The organism is Streptomyces sp. NPDC015131, assembly GCF_043079975.1.
In the GTDB taxonomy this organism is placed as follows: domain Bacteria; phylum Actinomycetota; class Actinomycetes; order Streptomycetales; family Streptomycetaceae; genus Streptomyces.
Window position 1 is genome coordinate 1 of record NZ_JBIBVB010000004.1, and the last position, 19,974, is coordinate 19,974.

Annotated in this window: 20 protein-coding genes and 1 pseudogene; 7 read left to right on the plus strand and 14 right to left on the minus strand. The window is 70.0% G+C overall.

The window, feature by feature from the left end; translation table 11 throughout:
• Positions 1-297: 297 nt before the first annotated feature.
• Complete coding sequence (locus ACF08D_RS15935) at positions 298-744, minus strand: hypothetical protein (protein ID WP_392223209.1); 447 nt, start codon at positions 742-744, stop codon at positions 298-300.
• Positions 745-1,067: 323 nt separating this feature from the next.
• Here ACF08D_RS15935 and ACF08D_RS15940 point away from each other — a divergent pair, with 323 nt between their 5' ends.
• From ACF08D_RS15940 to ACF08D_RS15950, 3 genes and pseudogenes are all read left to right on the plus strand, one after another.
• Positions 1,068-3,590 carry a Helicase associated domain protein gene (locus ACF08D_RS15940; protein WP_392223210.1) on the plus strand — a complete coding sequence of 841 codons (2,523 nt, stop codon included), beginning with the start codon at positions 1,068-1,070 and terminating at the stop codon, positions 3,588-3,590.
• 87 nt (positions 3,591-3,677) lie between these two features.
• A complete protein-coding gene (locus ACF08D_RS15945) occupies positions 3,678-4,019 on the plus strand; it encodes a PadR family transcriptional regulator (protein ID WP_392223211.1) in 342 nt (113 codons plus the stop codon).
• Between the two features lie 9 nt (positions 4,020-4,028).
• Positions 4,029-4,217 (plus strand): annotated as a pseudogene (locus ACF08D_RS15950) (hypothetical protein); the annotation flags it as partial.
• 479 nt (positions 4,218-4,696) lie between these two features.
• Here the strand turns inward: ACF08D_RS15950 and ACF08D_RS15955 are convergent.
• The gene (locus ACF08D_RS15955; protein ID WP_392223212.1) at positions 4,697-5,227 is read right to left on the minus strand and encodes a hypothetical protein; all 531 of its coding nucleotides are present in this window, start codon (positions 5,225-5,227) and stop codon (positions 4,697-4,699) included.
• Positions 5,228-5,572: 345 nt separating this feature from the next.
• Between ACF08D_RS15955 and ACF08D_RS15960 the strand changes: the two genes are divergently transcribed.
• Positions 5,573-5,773 carry a hypothetical protein gene (locus tag ACF08D_RS15960; protein WP_392223213.1) on the plus strand — a complete coding sequence of 67 codons (201 nt, stop codon included), beginning with the start codon at positions 5,573-5,575 and terminating at the stop codon, positions 5,771-5,773.
• 54 nt (positions 5,774-5,827) lie between these two features.
• Here the strand turns inward: ACF08D_RS15960 and ACF08D_RS15965 are convergent, their stop codons facing one another.
• From ACF08D_RS15965 to ACF08D_RS15990, 6 genes are all read right to left on the minus strand, one after another.
• Positions 5,828-6,271, minus strand: coding sequence for a hypothetical protein (locus tag ACF08D_RS15965; protein WP_392223214.1), 444 nt, complete (start codon positions 6,269-6,271; stop codon positions 5,828-5,830).
• A 1,629-nt stretch (positions 6,272-7,900) separates the two neighbouring features.
• Complete coding sequence (locus tag ACF08D_RS15970) at positions 7,901-8,605, minus strand: beta/gamma crystallin domain-containing protein (RefSeq protein WP_392223215.1); 705 nt, start codon at positions 8,603-8,605, stop codon at positions 7,901-7,903.
• Between the two features lie 675 nt (positions 8,606-9,280).
• The gene (locus ACF08D_RS15975; RefSeq protein WP_392223216.1) at positions 9,281-9,769 is read right to left on the minus strand and encodes a hypothetical protein; all 489 of its coding nucleotides are present in this window, start codon (positions 9,767-9,769) and stop codon (positions 9,281-9,283) included.
• Positions 9,766-10,572: a hypothetical protein gene (locus tag ACF08D_RS15980; protein WP_392223217.1), complete on the minus strand. Its 807-nt coding sequence runs from the start codon at positions 10,570-10,572 to the stop codon at positions 9,766-9,768. The genes ACF08D_RS15975 and ACF08D_RS15980 overlap by 4 nt, the downstream gene beginning before the upstream one ends.
• Before the next feature lie 332 nt (positions 10,573-10,904).
• Entirely contained in the window at positions 10,905-11,354 is a 450-nt protein-coding gene (locus tag ACF08D_RS15985; protein WP_392223218.1) for a hypothetical protein, read from the minus strand.
• A 175-nt stretch (positions 11,355-11,529) separates the two neighbouring features.
• Entirely contained in the window at positions 11,530-11,979 is a 450-nt protein-coding gene (locus tag ACF08D_RS15990) for a hypothetical protein (RefSeq protein ID WP_392223219.1), read from the minus strand.
• 87 nt (positions 11,980-12,066) lie between these two features.
• Here ACF08D_RS15990 and ACF08D_RS15995 point away from each other — a divergent pair, with 87 nt between their 5' ends.
• Positions 12,067-12,921: a hypothetical protein gene (locus ACF08D_RS15995; RefSeq protein ID WP_392223220.1), complete on the plus strand. Its 855-nt coding sequence runs from the start codon at positions 12,067-12,069 to the stop codon at positions 12,919-12,921.
• Here the strand turns inward: ACF08D_RS15995 and ACF08D_RS16000 are convergent.
• Entirely contained in the window at positions 12,911-13,123 is a 213-nt protein-coding gene (locus tag ACF08D_RS16000) for a hypothetical protein (RefSeq protein ID WP_392223221.1), read from the minus strand. The genes ACF08D_RS15995 and ACF08D_RS16000 overlap by 11 nt on opposite strands.
• 198 nt (positions 13,124-13,321) lie before the next feature.
• Positions 13,322-13,945 (minus strand): hypothetical protein, encoded by a 624-nt coding sequence (locus ACF08D_RS16005; RefSeq protein WP_392223222.1) that lies wholly within the window; start codon positions 13,943-13,945, stop codon positions 13,322-13,324.
• 237 nt (positions 13,946-14,182) lie between these two features.
• Here ACF08D_RS16005 and ACF08D_RS16010 point away from each other — a divergent pair, with 237 nt between their 5' ends.
• On the plus strand, positions 14,183-15,631 hold the full coding sequence (locus ACF08D_RS16010) for a helix-turn-helix domain-containing protein (RefSeq protein ID WP_392223223.1): 1,449 nt from the start codon (positions 14,183-14,185) through the stop codon (positions 15,629-15,631).
• A gap of 15 nt (positions 15,632-15,646) precedes the next feature.
• On the opposite strand, the gene ACF08D_RS16015 is transcribed toward ACF08D_RS16010, so the two are convergent.
• A complete protein-coding gene (locus ACF08D_RS16015; RefSeq protein ID WP_392223224.1) occupies positions 15,647-16,117 on the minus strand; it encodes a hemerythrin domain-containing protein in 471 nt (156 codons plus the stop codon).
• 100 nt (positions 16,118-16,217) lie between these two features.
• A complete protein-coding gene (locus ACF08D_RS16020; RefSeq protein WP_392223225.1) occupies positions 16,218-17,201 on the minus strand; it encodes a LysR substrate-binding domain-containing protein in 984 nt (327 codons plus the stop codon).
• A 70-nt stretch (positions 17,202-17,271) separates the two neighbouring features.
• On the opposite strand from ACF08D_RS16020, the gene dapA reads away from it, so the two are divergent.
• Positions 17,272-18,189: a 4-hydroxy-tetrahydrodipicolinate synthase gene (dapA, locus tag ACF08D_RS16025; protein ID WP_392223226.1), complete on the plus strand. Its 918-nt coding sequence runs from the start codon at positions 17,272-17,274 to the stop codon at positions 18,187-18,189.
• Between the two features lie 18 nt (positions 18,190-18,207).
• Here the strand turns inward: dapA and ACF08D_RS16030 are convergent, their stop codons facing one another.
• Entirely contained in the window at positions 18,208-18,798 is a 591-nt protein-coding gene (locus ACF08D_RS16030) for a hypothetical protein (RefSeq protein ID WP_392223227.1), read from the minus strand.
• Between the two features lie 373 nt (positions 18,799-19,171).
• Positions 19,172-19,948, minus strand: a complete 777-nt coding sequence (gene map, locus ACF08D_RS16035; protein WP_392223228.1) for a type I methionyl aminopeptidase — start codon at positions 19,946-19,948, stop codon at positions 19,172-19,174.
• Positions 19,949-19,974 lie beyond the last annotated feature (26 nt).

Consider the following 19,974-nt stretch of genomic DNA (forward strand, 5'->3'; position numbering starts at 1 on the left):
GCGGAGCGGGTCCCTTCGCGCTGCGCGCGAAGCAAGCGAACCCCCGCGCTGCGCGCGGGGGTTGTACTCCCGCTCCGCGGGAGTACACGTGCCGGGGCTGCGCCCCGGCAGGCAACCCCGTTGCTACGCAACGGGGTTGATGGTTCGTCCGCTGCGCTTCCGAACCAGCGGGACTTTGTCCCGCTGTAGGCCTCCGCTTCGCTTCGGCCTGGCCGGCGGGTCCGCTGCGCTCCCCCGCCTGAGGGTCTTTCCGGCTTCGCCTCCAAGACCCTGGGCCCGCTGCCGCGGGCCTGCTGGCTACGACGAGGCGGGGGCGGTTTCGTCGTTCCGGCGTGGAGGGGTCCAGGGCTCCAGGGGCGGTGGCGGTCCCTCCAGGGCGTTGCGGAGCTTCTCCTTGAGAGTCTTTGGCGGTGCTTTCCTCTCTTCCTGTGTATGCATGAGCCGGGCTGTGGTGACCCGTATGTGGCACTCGCGGTGCTGCTGTTTCACGAGCACCACCCAGGCACCGTCTTGAGCGAGGAAAGCATGCCGTGCTGGTTCATCTCCCGCTTGCGCGTGCCGGGCAAGCAGCCCTGGGATGTATTTCAGGGCTGCGTCCTGGGCTGCTGCTTCGGCTTCCGTCTCGTCGGTGCCGATATGGTAGGTGCCCGCGAGCATCCATCGGTGCAGCTTCAGTTCCATGCCGTCAGGGCGTGCTGTGGTGCGGGTGTCCTCTTCGATGAGGACGTACCACTGGGGAGTCATGGCGGGCGTCTACCTGTCTTCGGTGGGCATGAGCCCGTGCGGTGGAGGGTGATCGGTGGGAAGCTACCACGTCGTTGTTCTCTTCAAGACGTCGAGTGTTTCATTTTTAGGGGCGAGATAGACTCTGGAATCAGAGCACTCCCCACCGCCGTTCCGGAGAGTTTTCGAGATTCGCCCAGTCGCCTTGCCGGTGGTTCGGTGGGGCAGATCGACCAGCCGGTCACGTCGGCCCAGCCACAGCCCATGTGAGTCTCTAGGTGCAGGTTTCCTGCTAACCGTGGATCGAAGCGACCGGGTGGTGTCCCAGGAGAAGGGCAGGCGATATGCCAGGCACAGACCGCGCTGATCAGCGCGAGGCAGCCCAGCGAGAAGCCATTGACGCGGTCGTGCGCGCCCTCGAATTGCCTGCAAGGTCACTTGCACCTGAGCGAGGGCTTCGAACGCAAGTGATCATGGCGACCGGGTCCGGCAAGACCCGGGTCGCGGCCCGCAGCGCGGAGAAGCTCCGTGCGGGCCGTGTGCTGGTGCTCGTGCCCTCGCTGGACCTGCTCACCCAGACCGAGGCCGCGTGGCGCGAGGCCGGCCGCCGGGGGCCGATGATCGGGGTGTCCTCGCTGCGGGGCGAGGACGTGTCCTTCCCCAACACCACGGACGTGGACGAGCTGGTGGAGTGGACGCGGGTCCTGGACAAGGTGACCGTGTACGCCACGTACGCCTCCCTCGGACTCGGCATCCTGGAGCGCGCGCACCGGGCCGGCCTTCCGGGCTGGGACCTGATCGTGGTCGACGAGGCGCACCGGACCTCCGGTCGGATCGGAAAGCCGTGGGCGGTCATCCACGACAACACCCGCATCCCGGCCCTGCGCCGCCTCTACATGACCGCCACACCCCGCCTGTGGCAGCTCGGGGACGAAGACGCCAACCAGGGCGCGCCGGGCGAGTTGGTCGCGTCGATGGAGGACGACCCCGGCGGGCCGTTCGGTGCGCGCTGCTTTACGCTGACGCTGTCGGAGGCGATCGACCGGGGGATCTGCGCGCCCTACCAGGTGGTGTGCGTGGACATCACCGACACCCAGGTCCAGGCCGCGCAGCTCCTGGGCGTTGAGGGGCGTTCGGACGAGGTCCGCGGGGCCCGGCTCGCCGCGCTGCAGACCGCGCTGGTCAAGGCGTCGGCGGAGGAGGGCTTTCGGCGCACGCTTGTCTTCCACCATGTGGTGAAGGAGGCCGAAGCCTTCGCGGCCGGCCTCACGGGCGTCGCCACGCAGCTGCACGCATCCGACCCCGAGCTATACCCCAAGACGATCTGGGCCAACTGGCTGTGCGGCGAGCACAAGCCGGGCCATCGGCGCCGGGTCCTCGGTGAGTTCGCGGCCGGGATCGCCACGGACGGCACGGTCGTGGAGAAGGGCTTCCTGGGCTCGGTGAAGGTGCTCGGGGAGGGCGTGGACACCCGGGAGTGTGACTCCGTCTACTGGGCCGACGTGCGCGGCTCGATGCCCGACCTCGTCCAGGCCGTCGGCCGCGCGCTGCGGATGCACCCGGGCGAGGGCAAGGTCGCCTCTCTCGTGGTGCCGGTGCTGCTCGGGCCAGGTGAGACGGCGGACAACATGCTCACCTCCAGGGCGTTCGGCGGGCTGGCGAAGCTGCTGGAGGCGCTGCGGGCGCACGACACCCGGGTGGTGGAGCAACTCGCCGAGCAGCAGGCGCAGAGCCGTGTCAGAGGCGTTCAGAGCCGCAGCGGGGGCCCGGAGGGCCGGGGCGAGGGCAACGGGCCCGGCGGGCCGTCGGCGCCCGCACGCCAGCTGCTGAAGTTCTCCACGCCCCGCGACCCGGCGCAGCTGGCCGCGTTCATCAACCTGCGCGTCCTCAACCCCGAACACGAACACTGGCGGCGCGGCGTGGAAGCCGCCGTCATCTACACCCGCGCACACGGCGACCTCCGCGTGCCGTTCACGTACCGCGTGCCCGAGGGCGAGGAGGCGGAAGCGGTCGGGTGGCCGGCCTCGCTCGCGAACTTCCCCCTCGGGCAGTGGACCGCCGACAACCGGCGCTTCTACGCCCGCGGCCATCTGGACCAGGACCGCATCGCCCAGCTGGAGAAGCTCGGCATGATCTGGTCGCACTACGACGTCGCATGGGAGGAAGGACTCGCGGCCGCGCGCGGGTGGGCGGCCGAACACGGGCACCTCCTGGCCCCACTCGACGCCACCCACCAGGGCTACCGGGTGGGCATCTGGCTGAAGAACGCCCGCGCCGCCGCCCGGCGCGCTCTGGAGCTTGAGCAGCGCCAGGCCGAAGGGCTCCCGGTTCAGTCGTGGACCGGCGCCCTGCCGGCGGAGCGGCGCGAGCAGCTCGAGAACATCGACCCCTCCTGGTGCCCCACCTGGCCCGTGGAATGGCAACGGTGCTTCCACCTCGTCCGCCTCCACCTGGAGGAGGCCGACGGCACGCTGCCGACCGAGCCCGGCACGGTGATGCACCAGGGCGAAGACCTCGGACGGTGGGTCCGCTCGGTCCGGTACGGCTGGGACCAGCTCACGACCGTCCAGCAATGGATGTGCGAGCAGATCCTCGGCATCCAACCCGCCACCGAGGAGGAGAAACCGCCCCCACGCCGTACACAGGCCGACAAATGGGCCGCCAACCTGGCAGCCGCCAAACAGTACTACGAGCGTGAGGGGCATCTGAACATCCCCCGCAAGCACGTGGAGACCGTGCTCGCAGACGAGGGATGGGAACTGCAGTTCCGACTTGGGGCATGGGTCAGCAACCAGCGCTCGCGTGCGGGGACGCTGTCGGAGGACCGGCGCGATCAGTTGTCCGCGATCGGGATGCGCTGGGCGTAGATGGCGAGGGTTTGGGGCGCGGCATCTGCCTGAAGCAGATGCCGTGTTCTGCTGTTGTGCAGGTGGCTCCCATACTAGAGTTCTGGCATGGCAAAGACGCCGCGTATGACGCTCCAGACGCAACTGGTGCTGCGAGCTCTGCTGGAGAGCCCTGCCAAGGCCCGTTACGGCCTGGAACTCTCCCAAGCAGCAGGCCTTCCAACCGGCACCATCCACCCGATCCTCGCCCGCCTTGAGAACACAGGCTGGCTTGAGTCCTTCTGGGAAGAGCAGAGCGAGATCGAGAAGACCGACCCGCCCCGGCCCCGCCGCCGCTACTACCGCTTCGCCCCAAGTGGTGCCGAGTCCGCCCGCGTCGCTCTCGCCGCCGCCTACCAGGGGGGCGCCACCTCTGCGCGCCTTCGCCCTGCTGACGGTCTGGGGAGTTGAGGCTGCGTTATGCACGGCGCCGACAATGAGGTCAGCGAACCGCTCACGCTCCCCTGGTTAGTGATCCGCCAGGACGACAACGGCAACCGGTACCGGGTCGGCAGGTACGCCACTCGTGACGAAGCCGAAAAGATCACCGACGCTCTCGATGGCCGCGGCCATCGGCAGCTCTACCGGGTGGAAGGCCTCGGACAAGGCCGGTCAGCTCCCAGTGCCGACAGCAGCGACTCTGAGCGGGACATCGTGCGAGGTCACTCCTCGGGCATCCGACGCGGGCTCGGGCAGATATCGCCCCCGCCCCAGGAATTCACTGACGACGCGGTAAGGGATGAATCCGCGAGTGACATGGAGGACTGCGTTGACCGGCGCCTGCGCCGGGCGCGGCCCCTGTTCGAAGCACTCTGCCGCCTCCTGCCCGCTGACGCCCGCGAGCGCTGGTCCGAAGAGTGGATGGCGGAGTGGGTCGACCTCGGCAATCAGCCTCTGCTTACCCGGGTGGCCTGGCTGATGCGGGTCACACTGCGCGGCGGACTGTACTTCGCCTGGACTCTTCGCCTCGCGGCGCGACGGCAGCGTGTCCAGTGAGGCCCCAGGTAGCAGGAGCCGTCGCAGAGCCGCTTCCCCGCCAGGGTGGCATGGCTGATCACGGGCTGTTGGCGGGCCGCATGTGCACGTGCTTAGAAGGGCGGCTCGTCGGAGTAGCCGCCCGCGGTTGGAGTAGTCGGGGCCGGTTTGGGTGTGGTGGCCCATGGATCGTCCTGCGGGGGTGGCGTACGAGTGCCGCCCCACCCCGAGTTGGAGCGCGCGGGTGGGACAGGAGCCGGGGCGTTCTCCGGTTCGACGCCATCAATGTCGTCGTTCAGCAACTGGCGCAGGCGCTCTCGGCAGGTGGTCGGATCGCCGTCGTCGTTCCAGTCGGACGACTCGGGCCAGCGCCTGCGGTCAGGGTCCTGGCCACCGATCTCGCACAGGGCGCGCAGGACCGCGTCGACTCGCTCCCACGTGCTGATCGTCTCCCCTTTGAGGAGCCGGCGGATCGTTTCCCGGCTGACAGGAAGCGGATCCTGCATGGAGCTGGTCGTAGCTGTGATGCGGGCGGGTGTAGCACGCCCTGCTTCCTTGAAGTGGATGAACCGCTCGGTTACAAAGTCGCGCCTGGTTCCATCAGGCAGGTCGGCTTTGCTGGGCATCCGCAGCATCTGAGGCATCCGCCAACTCTGGCACGCTGCAACTCAGTTCGACACACCATTCTTCACGAATGCTCGGCACGACGCCCCAGGTGAGCCCGGGATCACCCGTGTTGAGGTCACGAAGACCCGCCTAGAACCGCATTGGCGTCTCGTCAACACAGATGGACTTCTTTCGACAATCCACTGTTTCCGCTGGTCAGAGCGGGTTTCGAGGTGCTTTTGTTGGTCCTCGTCCACCCCGCGAGACCTCAAAAATCTCAATGGGTGGACAGCGGCACGGCTGTCGCCGGAAACGGCGACGGCCCCCTGGTGGGCAGGGAGCCGTCTGCAGAAGACCGAACGTCCCCGACGAAGGAGAAGCTCATGTCCAAGCCCGAGCGTACGGGCAACAGCCCGGATCCGGAACCCCTCCCGACACCGGATGGCGCGTCCTCGAGGACCCGGTGGGCCAAGCGCGCCCGGCGGCTCCGCAACGAGGCCGGCCTGCATCTGATCCGAGGGGTTGCCACCGCGGTCGGCGGTGCCGTCGTCGCGTACGGCGGCCTCTGGATCCAGTCGCGCTGACAGCGGACAGCGGGGCCGGGCAAGGTGATCCTGTCCGGCCCCACTGTCGTCTCGTCAGCCGAAGTCGAGCGTGTCCTGGGCGAAGTCGGCCGGGGCCGGGGTGGGCGGGGGCGCCGGCGGTCCGGCCGGGCGGGCGCCCTTCCAGCGTTCGGCCAACTCGTCCTTCCAGCCCTTCGGCGGGGGCCACGGCACACCCCAGACGGCGAGCTGATCGCGCTTCCAGCTGCCGACGGGTGTGCGGGCGGCTTCGACCTTCCCGGGCGAGACTCGCACGAGCGTCATGTAGAGCTGCGGGACCGGTGCCTTGATGAGTTCGTCGATGACGGCTTCGTAATCGGCTCCGAAGTCCGCCCAGTCCTTGCCCTGCTTGTCGAGCCAGAGGGTGACGTCGGAGAAGAAGACCGCTTTTCCGGGCCCGTCGTTCGGGTCGCGGGCCAGGCCGGTCGCGAGGTCGAGCGCGATGCCGGCGCTCTTGCTGACGAGGCTGCGGGGGATCATCTGCGGGGCGATGGCCAGGGCGCACTCGCCTCAGCCGTCCTGGGGCTGCTCCGGCCGGGGCAGCCCCGGCACGAGCCAGCCGTCCGGATGCAGCAGCGTGTTGTTCACCGTGTTCTTCCGCCTCGGTGTGACGTCAGTGTCCGTGTCGATCTTTCCGCCCGGTGGTGTGGGCGGACAAGGCGGCCTCCGGCTAGCAGCGCGGCGGCCCCCGGTCAGATGACCTCGCGGTCGCTCTGGTCCACCGAGGCCAGGCCGATGAGGAGCACCAGGGCCGGGTCCACTCCCCCGCCGGGCGCGAGACGTTCGACGCCGCCCTCGCCCACCGCCACCGCCGTCGTCGCACTCGTGGCCGGCTACCGCGGGCGGAGTCCAGGACGGAGGCACGGCCGTCGATGAGGTCACCCAAGGGTGACCGCGCTCGGAGTGAGCACCCCCGAGCTGGCCCCCGCCCCGGCGGCGAAGAACATGAGGGCGGCGGCGTGGGAGCGTGGCATCGCAGCCGCCCGCGCCTGCCTCGAACGCGAACCTCACCGCGAAGCGAGGGAAATTCGTAGCTGCGGTACCCGGCGCTTCGCCGTGCAGTGGTAACGGGCTGGGCCGGTGGTCGTTGATTCGACATGAGCACTCGCGAGACCGGGAACGCCGTTATGTTGATTGCGTCGGTCGTCAGCATCGGCATTGCCTCCACAACCTCCGCCGCCGCGGGTGGAATCGTTGTCATCGCCTCGCCGTCGCACGACAACACCTGTGCGAATCACCGGGCAATGGCTCAACCCCGCGGGGGCACCATGAACGGGGCCGGAGGAGGCGCCGGCTTGCTGGCTCAGATCCCGCTCATCAGCCCCCTCAACCACTGTGGTGGAGCTGACGCACCAACTGTGCTCAAGTCGCCGACTCAGCTCGACTGGATTAACGACCTGACGGGATAACAGAACTTCTTGCGCTTCGGGCCACGACCCCGCTGTCCACGTCGCCGGGTACCGTCGTGCACTAGGAAAAGGATTTCGGGCGATGGGTGCGCTCCGTGCGGCTCGGGTCGGACACGAGCAGGCCGACGACATCGTGGCGAAGCTGGAGGCCGGGCAGTGGCTGGCGCCCACACCTGGGCCTCCGAGAGCACCGCCCCGCACGGGTCGGAGCAGCAGCTCGAGACGGCTGGTTCGCCGGTGTCCGCGACGTCGCCAGCTACCTGCCCGGCTGACATTTCGGGCTGCATCGCCCCTTGACACTCCACGTTTCCCCTTGACCACGCGGACCGTCCGACAGCCCCAGTGGAATTGGCCAATAGGGTCACGGGCCCACGTCAAGGGGAAATGCGGCAGGTGCGCATCGGGTGGATGGACGCCATCGTCCCTGGCGATGGCGTCCACTTCCACCGGGTGGGCTCCACTCGGTGGAAGCCGGGCACGGTGGCGTCCACTCCCGGGCCGGTGTGCGCGACTCGGTGGAGTGGATAGGTGCGCACCACCGCACCAGGGGCGCACCAGCGGGTCCACTCCGCGGCCGGCCTCCCAGCCACGGTGCGCTCCACGCGGTAGGCGGTACGCGCACCAGGTGAGGGCGGCCCCAGTACGCCTGCCCATCCCACAGCGGAGGGGCCTCGTTGGGGCGGTGTCGTGCTTGGCGATGTCAGGTCGCGGGCGTCACGGTGAATCGGCCGGCGCCGTCCGAGGTGATGTCCAGCGTCTTCCTGGGCCTTTCGCCCGCCCTGAGCATGCGTCCCGTGCGGTCGATCGGGTCCCAGTGGGAGACCGCCGCGGTCTTCTGCCCCTTGTCCCAGACGAACACTGCGTCGTGAGTCTCCTTCTTGCTGTTATGGCTCGCCCTCCGGATCGAGCCCTCGCGTGCGCTGCCTCCCCGTGCGGCAGGCTCGGTCGCACCCATGGGGATGGTCGTGGGCCGGACGTGAAACCTGCGCTTGACGGAGACGCCTGCCGCCTTCACGGTGTCGATGCGGTGGTACTCGCCATCGGCCGGGACGTGCACGGTGCCTAGGTGGCTGGAGAAGGAGACGGCGGGGGTGGCCCCGTCGTCCCGCTGAGGGGCCCGGAACCTGATGAGCAGCGGCACCCCGCCGCACTCGACCACCCGCAGGGCGCGGAAGCCCTCGGCCAGATTGGGCGTGTCGAGGCTGAACGTCGTCTCGCCGCCTTCGCCGCCGCTGTCGACGCCGTCCTTCCACATCGTCACGGCGACGTTGTCACTCATGCGCAGAGACCGGAACTTGCCGTCGAACTCGCCTCCCTGAAGGTCCACAGTCTCGCCCGCGCGATAGGTCTGCGCGGTGCCGTTGAACCCGGTGTCAGTGAAGAAGGTCGCCGTAGAGGTATCCACAAGAGACTCCCTAACGTAGAGGACTGACTACTTTACGTAATCAACTGGATCTCCGCTCAGTAATGCCCAGCCGAAGATCGTCCCAAGCGCGATGCACCGGGTGGAGTGGATGTCGGGCACAGTGGACTCCACTCCAGCCTGTGCGTTCCACCCGGTGGAGTGGTGCCCACCACGTCGTCGGTGCGCACCAACCGCACCGGGAGGGCGCCATCGGGTCCACTCAGTGGCCGGCCTCCAGGCCACGGTGCGGTCCGGGCTCCTGCGGGTGGTGCGTCTGCTGATCAACGGTCGCATCAGGACTCACCACTGGCCCGTGAAAGCTCTTGTCTACAGCAAAACCGCAGGTCAAAGGCGCTGTCGTGTACCGACTCTCATGACGTTGAGCAGGAATTCCTCACCAGAGGGCGGAGCAGATTCTCATGACCTGTCCTCGCTGGTAAGACTCAAATAGGCACTGACCAGCAACGCTGAGCGGCCTGCAGTGCCATCTCAGCGAGAAACTCCCGTGGCACTTTCGCGAGAGACAGCAGTGTGACCCCGCCAGGTTGTATAGCCCTGAGGCAGAACCGCGCATCCCGCACGCTGGAGGGCGAGCGTAGAAGCTCGCCCTCCAGCGCCCCCTCGATCGTGTGGGAAGGAGCGGCCGCATACGCCGCAGTTACAGGGGGTGGCGGGTCAGGTCGTGGCCCGGGTGATCTGCCAGGCGACCATGCCGGAGGCTCCCGCGTCGGCCGTGATATCGATGGGCAGTTGGCCGGGTGCCTGCTGGATGCGCTGAACCCAGGGAACCGCGTCGCAGGACAGTTCCCCTTCCTTGTCCTGAACCGCGATCTTCATGCGGCCTTGGCCGATGCACGCCACGGAGAGCTTGTATTCCTTCCCCGGCGTCAACGCCGAGTTCCGGTGCACCCCGTCGGCGACCCGCTCCAGACCGGACTCGACAAAGGCCGGATCGTCTGGGGGGACGACCTCCACCGCGGCCTGGGCACGCCGGCCCTGCTCGTCCTCCTTGACCGCCCGCCCGGGGGACGAGGGCGACTTGCCGGCTGAGGACGGTGGGGGGGACGGAGACGTTTTGGAGGTCTGGTTGTCCGAGCAGCCCGTGGCGGCCACGGCCAGGACGCAGACGGCCGTGCCGACGAACAGGCGCCGTGCCGCTGTCATGACGCGGTCTCCCAGTAATTCCACCCGACCTCCCGGGTGGGCACCTTCGCCGTTCCGCTCTTGATGACCCTCGCGCGGCACCGGTCAGGAGTGGTCTCCCACTTCTTCCACCCCACCACATAGCCCCAGGATCCGTACTGGAGGTGGCCGTACTTGCGGTTGGTGACGTTCCGGCGGTACTCGTGCCCGATGGTGATACCCACCTCGGCGCCAATGGTGACATCCACCTTTGCCTTGGCCGACGCGACCACGCCGCTGAGCTCAGCCTCTGCGCCCGCGGTGATGGAGGCCGAAATCTTACCGGCCTTTTCCACTCGCACCACCATGGTGCCGCCCGGACCGTCCTTGTACGACGTGCCCTTCCAGTTCGCCGGAATGAAGTAGGGTTTCTTGGAGGTGATTTCCGTCCACTTCTTGTACGGGTTGTCGCACGCCTGAGCCACCCCCTCGGGGCCGCCGGTGTCCTTGGTCAGTACAGCGGCCAGGGAATCGTCCTCCCCGCTGTCCTCCGGTATCACGGACGGCGTGACCATGGGCTCCGGCTCCGTCCCTTCATCGGCGATGGCCTGCGGCATCAGGGCGGCCAGCACCGCCAAGGCCATGACCGGGACGGCAGCCGCCTTGATCATTGTCTTCCTCATCGTTCCCCCTCCATAAGCAGCACGGGTGACGCCGCTCGCATGATCAACGCGGCGGGCCACGCCAGAACCTACGGCAATCCGCTCCTCATCACGCGGGAAGATCCATTCCCTGAGGAAGAATTGAGGAACCGCCGTCAATATCAGCCAGAGCTCACAGTTCAAGCCACACATCTCATTGGGTCATCAATTGCTTTAATTGACGACTGCACAATATTGCTTCAGACAGGCATGCCGACGCAGCACCCGCCTGGCGAACATGCGTGCCGGGGCGCTGCTGGAGCTCCGGCGGCTTCCGGCACTCGGCGGCGACGTGATGCCACACCCGGCCCGCACGGTGCACGTCGCGCCGTACGACTGTCCGGCCGGACGTGAACCTGCGCACCGCGCTCTCCCCTCACCCCCGCAAACCGGATCAATGACGGACCGGGTGACGGCTTGATAGCCAAGATCAACTAGTCGGGGTGTGTTGTCGGCGCCGGGCGCCGGCCACCCCGTCACGCCTTCGGCCAGAAATCGATCACATACTTCTCCACCCCGTACGCAACGCCCTCCGTCTGCGTCACCCTCGCAACCTCATCCCGGCCGGTGCAGCCGACACGCACCCGCCACCACCCCGGGCTGCCCAGCCGGAGCAGGCGATCTGACCGACCCAGCGTCATCGTCCACACCGCGACATCCCCGGTGGTCGTCTCGAAGTCGACCTCACCGATCTCGTCCCACTCCCCCTCCGCAGCCGGCGGCACCGATGCCCACACCCTGACCTCCACCCCAGCGGTATGGGTATGGCCGGCGCTGAACAGGTCGAAGCGCCGCTCATGCTCCTGGAGAAACACCCCCCATGCGAAGTTGTCGCCGAACGGCACGGGCACCGCATTGTCGTCGGACTCCTGAAACCCGAAGCCTCGGAACGCGACCTCGACGTCCAGGACCTCTCGGCGCAGCAACTCAGACAGGGTGTCTCTCCTCCTCAGGCGTCTCCTCACGATCCACCGCGTCAGTCGCCCCCTCAGATCCCGCCAGACTGGCAGCATGTCCCCGCGACCTGCCCCCCCAGGATCCGCCGGCAGCAGCCCACCCGTGGTTGTCACCGTCTGCCTGTGTGCGGACCTTGACGGCCCGTCAGGGGCTGATGATCAGCCCCACCGTCGCCAAGGCGCCGCCCGCGAGGGCCAGGAGGGCCATTCGCTGGGCGTCGCGTACGTAGCCCTGGCGGCGCTTGCGCTCTCTGCGGACCGCGACCTTCGTCCCCAGGCGCACCCGCCTGGTGTTCTGCGGGTCGAAGACGAGGGGGTAGCTCTGTCCGACGACGTGGGCGTGGCCCACGCTCGCACCCGTTTGGTACCGGCCGGAGCCTTCCGGGGACTGCCACGCATAGACAGCGCTCGCGTAGCCGCGGGTACCGAACGGCACCAGGCTCACCAGCTCCGCTCGCACCTCGACGCCGGATTCGTACAGCTCCGTCATCTTTTTGAGCTCCACCGCCTCGCCCTTGATCTGTATCAGACCGAAGAAGCAGAAGGCCGCAGATGCGAGGACGGCAAGGAGGAGCACGCTCATCACCAGGTTCACGGACGGACGATACGGCACCACAGGTTCAATCCGGAAGCCCCCGCAGACCCTTCACCAGCAGGGACTTCGCCACCTACGATCACGCGTATGTCGATCTCTTCGCCCGTCCCCGTCCTCCGTGGCGACAGGGGCATCGAACTCCGCTCCACCGGTGAGGAACTGCTGCTGCGGCGTCCGGACGCCGAGCTGCGCATACCGTTCGCCGCGATCGCCCGGGTCCGCGCCGAACGGCGCTACGTCCTCCTGGAGCTGACCGCTCCGGCGGGAGTCGATCCGACGGTGTACCGCGTCAGCGACGTCAGCGCGGCCGCCGCAGGGGTCTTCGCCGACGCGGTGAACGCCGCTCTGCCGGAACAGACCGCGGACGACGAGACAGTCGACGGGTCCGCGCTCGTCGTGGTCCGGAGCCTGGTCATCGGTGACGAGGGCGAAGACGAAGCGGACGAGAACCTGGTCCCAGTCGGATTGCCCTCCCACGGCATCCGGCTGATGTACGCCGGCTGCGCGGCCGTCGCAGCCCTGGCCGTCGTCGTCGGTGTGCTGGGCGAGGACTGGAGTCGGGCCATCGCGACGCTGCTGCTCGGGGCGGCGGGCGTGGCCTGCTCCTACTTCGTTGTGAATCTGTTCGCCATGGTGTGGCGGGACTGGTACCTGCCCCGCTACGGCATCACTGTGGAGGGGCGGCAGGTGTTCCGGGAGGACGACGGCAACACCGTCCACGCGTTCTCGGCCACCGACGGCGTGACCCGCTACATCCTCGGTCACAACAAGGGGGAAACGGTCCGGATCGCCTACCACTCGAAAAGCCCCGCGTACGCCACCGTCTGCCGTCCGGCGGGCGACAGGGTGCTCATACTCGTCGTTTCCCTGGTCGCCGCCGTCATCGCGGGGTTGATGAACTACGGGACGTACCACCTTGTGCTCCCAGCCTTCACAGGCTGATCCTCGTCCTGTGCGTGGGGTCGTGCCGCAACGGCGGTGGGGCGGTGCGGTGGAGCGCACCGGTGCGGTGGCGCACCGTCGCGGTGCGCTCCACGGTGGCGTCCAGCGTCATCCGGCGTCCCTGGGCGCCGCCCCCGTCGAGGCGGTCACGGCCGTGGCTGGGAGCAGCGCAGTGGTCGCAGCCGTCGTGGGTCTCCGCCACTACCGGTGCCACTACCGGGCTACCGCGACCGGGCAGCCCGGAGCAGCTCGTCGCGCTTCGCCGGTCGGGCGGCGTGGCCTCACCGGGCCCGCGTAGACGGATGATGGCGGTGGTAAAGGTGCAGCACACGGGCGTGGGGCCGTCCTTCCGACCCCCGTGGCGGAAGGACGACCCCGGTCTCGTGCCGTGACGGGTCGGTCAGTAGAGCTTGTTCACGGCCGTGGTCGTGGTCTTCTTGAAGGCGGCCACGGGCGCGTCCTGGAAGCCGCCCATCTGCTGCCACTGCACGACGGTGACGGTCCGTCCGTCCCGCCCGACCGACATCAGGGCGATGTCGCTGGCGCCCCCGGACGTCTTGGTGTGCAGGCCGCGGACGCGGGCGCCCTCCTCGGCCGGCAGCGTGCCGTAGTCGCGGCCCTCGGCCTCGATGTCGGGCGCGCCGTCCTCGATGCGGTCCGCGCAGGTGCGGTTCAGGTCGTCGTAGTGCTTCGCCAGGGCCTTCGCGTGGGCGGCGGTGTCCGCCACGACGGTCAGCTGCACGGCGCTGGTGTCCAGGTCGGTGCGGAACTGCCGGTACCGGTAGTCGTAGGCGGGGACGCCCTCCGTGTGCAGGCACAGGTCGAGTGCCTGGGGGACCCCGCCGGTGACCGGGTCGGCGGTCCAGGAGGACGACGGGTGCGGAGGCAGCTGGGACGCCGACAGGAACGCGGGCCCGGTGGCCTTGGGCGCGGCGCCGGCGGCCGGTGCGGTGAGGACGGTGCCCGCCGCGAGGGCGGCGACGGCCAGCGCGCTCAGGGCGCTCGTACGGATGCGGATGGACATGGGAGTTCCCCCGGTCGGTGTATGCGTGAGCAGGAAGCCGCGGTGAGGCCGGCTGGTCGGCCCGGGCCTGGTGAGGTGCGGCACCAAGAGCATCGGCGGTGGCGGCGGCTGCGCGCAACAGCCGGCGGGGGGCCGGTGAGGATGGAACCATCCCAGCCCTTCTGACGTGCAGGTATACGAGGTGCCTGGGATGCCGTCCCGGGGCCGGGATGGGTCGTACGAGGGCGAGGGGGAGCCGTGCCGGCACCGGGCGAGGGTGAGGACGAGCGTGAGCACGCGAGCGAGGGCGGGGGCCAGGGCGGTGGTGGCGGCGAGGTGGCGGAGTTCGCGGCGCTGCTGCGGGCGCTGAAGGAGCGCACCGACCGCAGCTATGGCTCGCTGGCCCGCCGTCTGGGCATGAACACCTCGACCCTGCACCGCTACTGCGCGGGCGAGGCGGTGCCGCTCGACTTTGCCCCCGTGGAACGCTTCGCGGCCCTGTGCGGGGCCAGCCCCGAGCAGCGCCTGGAGCTCCACCGCCACTGGCTGGCGGCAGCGGCGGCCCGGCGCCCGTCCCGTACGGCGGGGACAGCGGGGAGCGCATCGGATGCCGATGCGACGCCGGCCGCGAGCGGGGCGGAGGCCGGGCCGGACCCGGAGGGCGGCGCCGGACCGGACCCGGAGGGCGGGGCCGGGCCGGACCCGGAGGGCGGGGCCGGGCCGGTCGCTGAGACGGGGCCCGCGCCCCGGGCGGTCGTGCGCCGCCCCTGGTACCGCCGGCGACGTCGTATGACCGGGCTGGCCTGCGTGTGTGCCGTGCTCGTGACGCTCGGGGCCCTGTCCGCGCTGCCGGGCGGACAGCGGACGTCCGCCGGCGGTCCGCAGTCGGCCAGTGCGGAGGAGTCCGGTGAGGCGCGAGTCGGCACTCCCCCACGGCGAGACCCCTCGCCCAGCGGCCCCGGCGGCAGCCCCGGCCCCGCACGGCCGTCGGGGTCCGTACGGCCGTCGGGCGGCTCCGTCGGCCCGAAGCCCGGCCCTTCGCGACCGCCCCGCACGACCTCCGCCACGCCCCGGAACGAGCGGCCCGCCGCACCGCCGCTCACCTGGTCCGCCAACTCCCATGCCTGGGACCAGGGTTGCGGCCACGACTACGTCGTCGCCAGGCCCCCTGGCCAGGTGCCCCCTCCCCCGGTGCCGCAGGACGCGGCGCCCTGGGCGGCGACGCAGAACGCGGCACACGGCGGCCGGACGCTGGTGCAGCTGACGGTGCAGGGAAGCAGCGACACGGCCGTCGTCCTGGAGGCGCTTCGCGTGCGGGTGGTCGGCCGTACGGCACCGGCCGAAGGCAACGCCTACGCGATGGACCAGGGCTGCGGCGGCTCGCTCACCCCCCGGTACTTCGCCGTGGACCTGGACAAGGACCGGCCCATCACCCGGGCGGTCGCCGGCAACGACTCCGGCACACCGATCCCGGCCGTGCGCCTGCCCTACCGCGTCTCGGCGAAGGACCCGGAGGTGCTGCTCGTCACCGCCGAGACCGGCTCGTGCGACTGCCAGTGGTACCTGGAGCTGGACTGGAGCTCCCAGGGCCGCGAGGGCACCGTACGCATCGACGACCAGGGCCGGCCCTTCCGTACCACCTCCATCGCGGGTCTGCCCCGGTACGCGTACGACACCCAGCAGCGCCGGTGGCAGCCGTACAGCTAGGTCACCGGCCGAGGGTCAGAGCGGACCGAACACCTCGTCCGGTTCGGCCGCCAGCTCCAGGGTTTCCAGGACGGTGAGCAACTGCCGCTCCTCGTAGCGGAAGTGGCTCTCCATGATCGCGGCAATGCCCTCGAGGTGCTGGTCGAGCTCCTCGGGCGGCGCGGCCCGCTCCACCGCGGCCCGGAGGCCGCCCAGCAGGTGCGCGATCATCGAGTGGTCCTGCTCGAGTGCGCGCAGGACCGGGCGCAGCTCGGGGTGGGCGGCCTCGATGGCCGGGAACAGGGAACGGTCTTCGCCCTGGTGGTGGGCGTCGAGGGCCGCGCAGAAGCCGTGGCAGTACAGCAGCAGTTCCCGGGTGGCCGCCTCACCGGTGGTGCCCTCGGCGAGGGAGGCGCGGGTCACGGACAGTGCTTCCCGCAGTCGGTGGTGGACGCTGCGGAGTTCTTGGCTCCAGGCCACGAGCCTGGTCGTCTCGCGCTCAGTCACGCGAGAGCGAAGGGTGCGACGAGTGCATCGTCGACCTCCTTCGGTTCGGCGCCTCCATGCCTGACACGGTCTGCCACCGGCACGCGACGCTGCTCGTACCCTACCGCATGTGTGGTCCGGTCCGTCCAACTGGTTGTTCGTCGTTGCCCGTTGTGAGCACCGCTGTGCGCGCGGCGGCCACGAACGCCTCGATCGCCGGGTGGGTGCCGCCGCCGGAGCGGAAGGCGACCTTGGAGCGGCGGAAGAGGGGCAGCCGGGTCAGGACCACGTTCCCGGGTGCGTGGGCGGTGGCCATCTCCGGTACGAGTCCGGCTCCTTGGCCGATGGCGGCCAGGGCCAGGACGGTACGGAAGTCGTTGACCTGGTGGCGGATGCGGGGCTGGAAGCCGGCCGCCTGGCAGGCGCGTACCGCCATGGCGTGGCCGGTCGTGCCGGTCCGGGCGGTGATCCAGGGTGCCGTGGCCCAGGGGCCCATCAGCGCGGCCAGCGTGCCGGTGTGTGCGGTGGCGTCTCCCAGGGGTTCGGGGGTGGGGCCGGGGGCGGTGGCGGTGGCGGTGCCGGTGGCCAGGTACATCGGCTCCTCCAGCAGGGGCACCTGCTCGATGGCGGTGTCCGGGGACGCCGGTACGAAGTCGTAGTCGTGCACGAGCGCCACGTCGAGTTCGCCGGCGCGCAGGCTGTCGGAGACCCGCGCCGAGTCGATCTCCCGCACCATCGGTTCCAGCGCGGGATGCCGCTGGGCCAGCTCGGCCAGCGCGGCGGGCACGATCGCGGGACCGCCGGAGGGGAAGGTCCCGATCCGCAGCGGCCCGCCGATGCCCTCGCGGGCCCCGGCCAGCTCGGAAACGGCCAGTTCGAGGCGTTCGAGTACGGCGTCGGCGTGGGTGACGAGGGCGCGGCCCGCGGGGGTGAGCACCACTCGTCTGCCGCTGCGCTCCAGCAGGGGCACACCCGCCTCGCGCTCCAGGACGCTCAGCTGCTGGGAGACGGCCGAGGCGGTGAAGGTCAGCGCTTCGGCGACGGCGGCGATGGTGCCGCGCCGGTCCAGTTCGCGCAGCAGGTGGAGTCGTCGGACATCGAGCATAAGATGAGCTTACGCATAGGCGAAGAAACATGAACTAGATCTTCTGGGTACGGGGCGTCACGCTGGAGGCATGAAGCCCGAAGCGAACCTCACCGGCCTGTTCGTGCCCCTGGTGACTCCGTTCACCGACGACCTGAGCGTGGACCTCGACGCGCTCGCCCGCCTCGCCGACGACGCGCTGACCAGCGGCGGCGCCCGGGGGCTCGTCGCGCTGGGCACCACCGCGGAGACGGCCACGCTGACCGTCGAGGAGCAGCGCGCGGTGGTACGGGTGTGCGCGGCCGCCTGCCGGACCCATGCCGCCCCGCTGATCGTCGGCGTCGGCACCAACGACACCGCCGCCGCGATCACGACCCTGCGGGGGCTCGCCGAGAGGGGCGACGTCGCCGCGGCGCTGGTTCCCGCGCCGCCCTACGTCCGGCCCGGTGAGGCGGGCACCCTGGCGCACTTCACCGCCCTCGCCGAGCACGGGGGCCTGCCCCTGGTCGTCTACGACATCCCGTACCGCACGGGGCAGGCCCTCGGCAGCGGCACGCTGAACCAGCTGATGCACCTTCCGCAGGTCGTCGGCATCAAGTACGCGACGGGCGCGATCGACGCGGCCACCATGGAGCTGCTCGGCTCGGCGGCGCCGGGCTTCGCCGTGCTCGGCGGTGACGACGCCGTCATCTCGCCGCTGCTCGCGGCGGGCGCGCACGGCGGCATCCTGGCGTCGGCGAACATCCGGACCGCCGAGTACGCGGAGCTCATCGCACTGTGGCACCGCGACGCCACCGCGTCGGCCCGCAGGCTGGGGGCCGCGCTCGCACGGCTGTCCGCCGCGCTCTTCGCCGAGCCGAACCCGACCGTGATCAAGGGTGTCCTGCACGCCCAGGGCCGTATCCCCGGCCCCGCCGTCCGGCTGCCGCTGCTCGCCGCGTCCGGTGATGCGGTCCGGAACGCGATGGAGCTGGCCGGCATCGGGTCCCGTGTGGTCGCGGCGGCCTGAGGGCGTGTCGGGGCGCGGTCAGTCGAAGAGGTCCAGGACGTCCAGCCGGGACCCACTGCCGCTGCCGGTGGAGCGGACCACCGTGGGGCGCGGTTCGGGGTAGCGGGCCGTCGCCGCTTGGGCTCGGACGCTGTCGGGGCCGCCGCATGCCTCGACCGCGAAGGTGCCGAAGACCTGGGCGAAGGCGGCCGGGTCGCGGAACTCGAGGCCGTACGCCTGTCCGTCCCACAGCGGCACCCACACCCCCCGCTCGGCCCGCCTCCACTCCCGTACCGGCTGGGCATCCGCGGTCGACCGGCCGTCCAGCCAGAGCCGCGCCACATGGAGCAGGTTCACCTGCTCCATCGGCAGCCGTTTGCGCCGTATCCTCAACTCCCGTGTGGTCAGCGTGATCAGGTGGTCCTTCTTCGGGTACCAGACGACGCCGACGCCGAACGGGGCCCACAGCAGGAGCCCGATCAGCGGCCAGGCCAGGGCGTCGCCCCAGGAGCGGATCAGCCCGCCGTCCACCGCGTACAGGGCCCCGAAGACCAGCACCCACTTCGCCGTCATCCGCCAAAACCCGGTGTTCTGGCGGTACAGAACCCTCGGCTTCTCCGTTGTCGTCATCCCCGCACGTTATCGATCGTCGCGCAGGTGGATGTGAGCGGAGGGGGTGGTCAGCGGCGGGAACGGCTGCGCGTGATCAGCCAGGTGCCGCCGACGATGATCAGGGCGAAGGCGGCGAGCCCCGCGCCGAGTCCGGTCAGCAGCCAGAGGCGCTCGCGGAGTTGGAAAGTGCCGTTGAGGGTGACCTGGAGGGAGCCGACCGCGAAGACGATCGATCGTCCTGGACCACTCGGAAGACCTTACAGGTGCACGTCACGGCTGTGGGGGTGCGGCCGTCGATGGGTGGGTGACGGGTGGTCGGGCGGGTGGCGGTGGTCGGCCGACGTCCGGTGCTGCCGGTCCGGCCGCGTCCCCGCCCGCGGAGGCCCTGCGGCTACGACAGGGCCGGCAGCGTGAGGATCTCGGCCCCGTCCTCGGTGATGGCGATCGTGTGCTCGCTGTGGGCCGTCCGGCAGCCCGTGGCGCTGCGGAGCGTCCAGCCGTCGGCGTCGGTGACGAGTTCGGCGGTGTCGGCCATGACCCATGGCTCCAGCGCCAGCAGCAGTCCGGGGCGGAGCTTGTATCCCCGGCCGGGGCGGCCGGTGTTGGCGACGTGCGGGTCCTGGTGCATCGTCGACCCGATGCCGTGGCCGCCGAACTCGGTGTTGATCTCGTACCCGGCCTTCCGGAGGACGGTGCCGATGGCGTGCGAGATGTCACCGATACGGGCTTCGGGGCCGGCGGCGGCGATACCGGCCGCCAGGGCCTCTTCGGTCGTCTCGATCAGTGCGACGCTCTCCGGCGGCCGGGTCTCCCCCACGACGAAGCTGATGGCCGCGTCCGCCGCGACCCCCCGCTTGGAGACGGCGAGGTCGAGGGTGAGCAGGTCGCCGTCGGCGAGCCTGTAGTCGTGGGGGAGCCCGTGGAGCACCGCGTCGTTGACGGCCGTGCAGATGTAGTGGCCGAACGGGCCGCGCCCGAAGGAGGGCGCGTAGTCGACGTAGCAGGACGTTGCCCCCGCCTCGGCGATCATCTCCCTGGCCCACTGGTCGATCTCGAGGAGGTTGGTGCCGACCGCGCTCCGGCCCTTCAGGGTGTGCAGGATGTCGCCGACCAGGGCGCCGGTGTCTTTCGCCCGGTCCAGCAGGGCGGGGTTCAGAATCTCGATCATTGCCGCATTCCTCACGGGGTCACCAA

Bases quoted from the DNA above. Each gene is read 5' to 3' on its own strand.
- ACF08D_RS15935 (WP_392223209.1), bottom strand. From the start codon at position 744: ATGACTCCCCAGTGGTACGTCCTCATCGAAGAGGACACCCGCACCACA.
- ACF08D_RS15940 (WP_392223210.1), top strand. From the start codon at position 1,068: ATGCCAGGCACAGACCGCGCTGATCAGCGCGAGGCAGCCCAGCGAGAA.
- ACF08D_RS15945 (WP_392223211.1), top strand. From the start codon at position 3,678: ATGGCAAAGACGCCGCGTATGACGCTCCAGACGCAACTGGTGCTGCGA.
- ACF08D_RS15955 (WP_392223212.1), bottom strand. From the start codon at position 5,227: ATGCCTCAGATGCTGCGGATGCCCAGCAAAGCCGACCTGCCTGATGGA.
- ACF08D_RS15960 (WP_392223213.1), top strand. From the start codon at position 5,573: ATGTCCAAGCCCGAGCGTACGGGCAACAGCCCGGATCCGGAACCCCTC.
- ACF08D_RS15965 (WP_392223214.1), bottom strand. From the start codon at position 6,271: ATGATCCCCCGCAGCCTCGTCAGCAAGAGCGCCGGCATCGCGCTCGAC.
- ACF08D_RS15975 (WP_392223216.1), bottom strand. From the start codon at position 9,769: ATGACAGCGGCACGGCGCCTGTTCGTCGGCACGGCCGTCTGCGTCCTG.
- ACF08D_RS15995 (WP_392223220.1), top strand. From the start codon at position 12,067: ATGTCGATCTCTTCGCCCGTCCCCGTCCTCCGTGGCGACAGGGGCATC.
- ACF08D_RS16005 (WP_392223222.1), bottom strand. From the start codon at position 13,945: ATGTCCATCCGCATCCGTACGAGCGCCCTGAGCGCGCTGGCCGTCGCC.
- ACF08D_RS16020 (WP_392223225.1), bottom strand. From the start codon at position 17,201: ATGCTCGATGTCCGACGACTCCACCTGCTGCGCGAACTGGACCGGCGC.
- dapA (WP_392223226.1), top strand. From the start codon at position 17,272: ATGAAGCCCGAAGCGAACCTCACCGGCCTGTTCGTGCCCCTGGTGACT.
- ACF08D_RS16030 (WP_392223227.1), bottom strand. From the start codon at position 18,798: ATGACGACAACGGAGAAGCCGAGGGTTCTGTACCGCCAGAACACCGGG.
- map (WP_392223228.1), bottom strand. From the start codon at position 19,948: ATGATCGAGATTCTGAACCCCGCCCTGCTGGACCGGGCGAAAGACACC.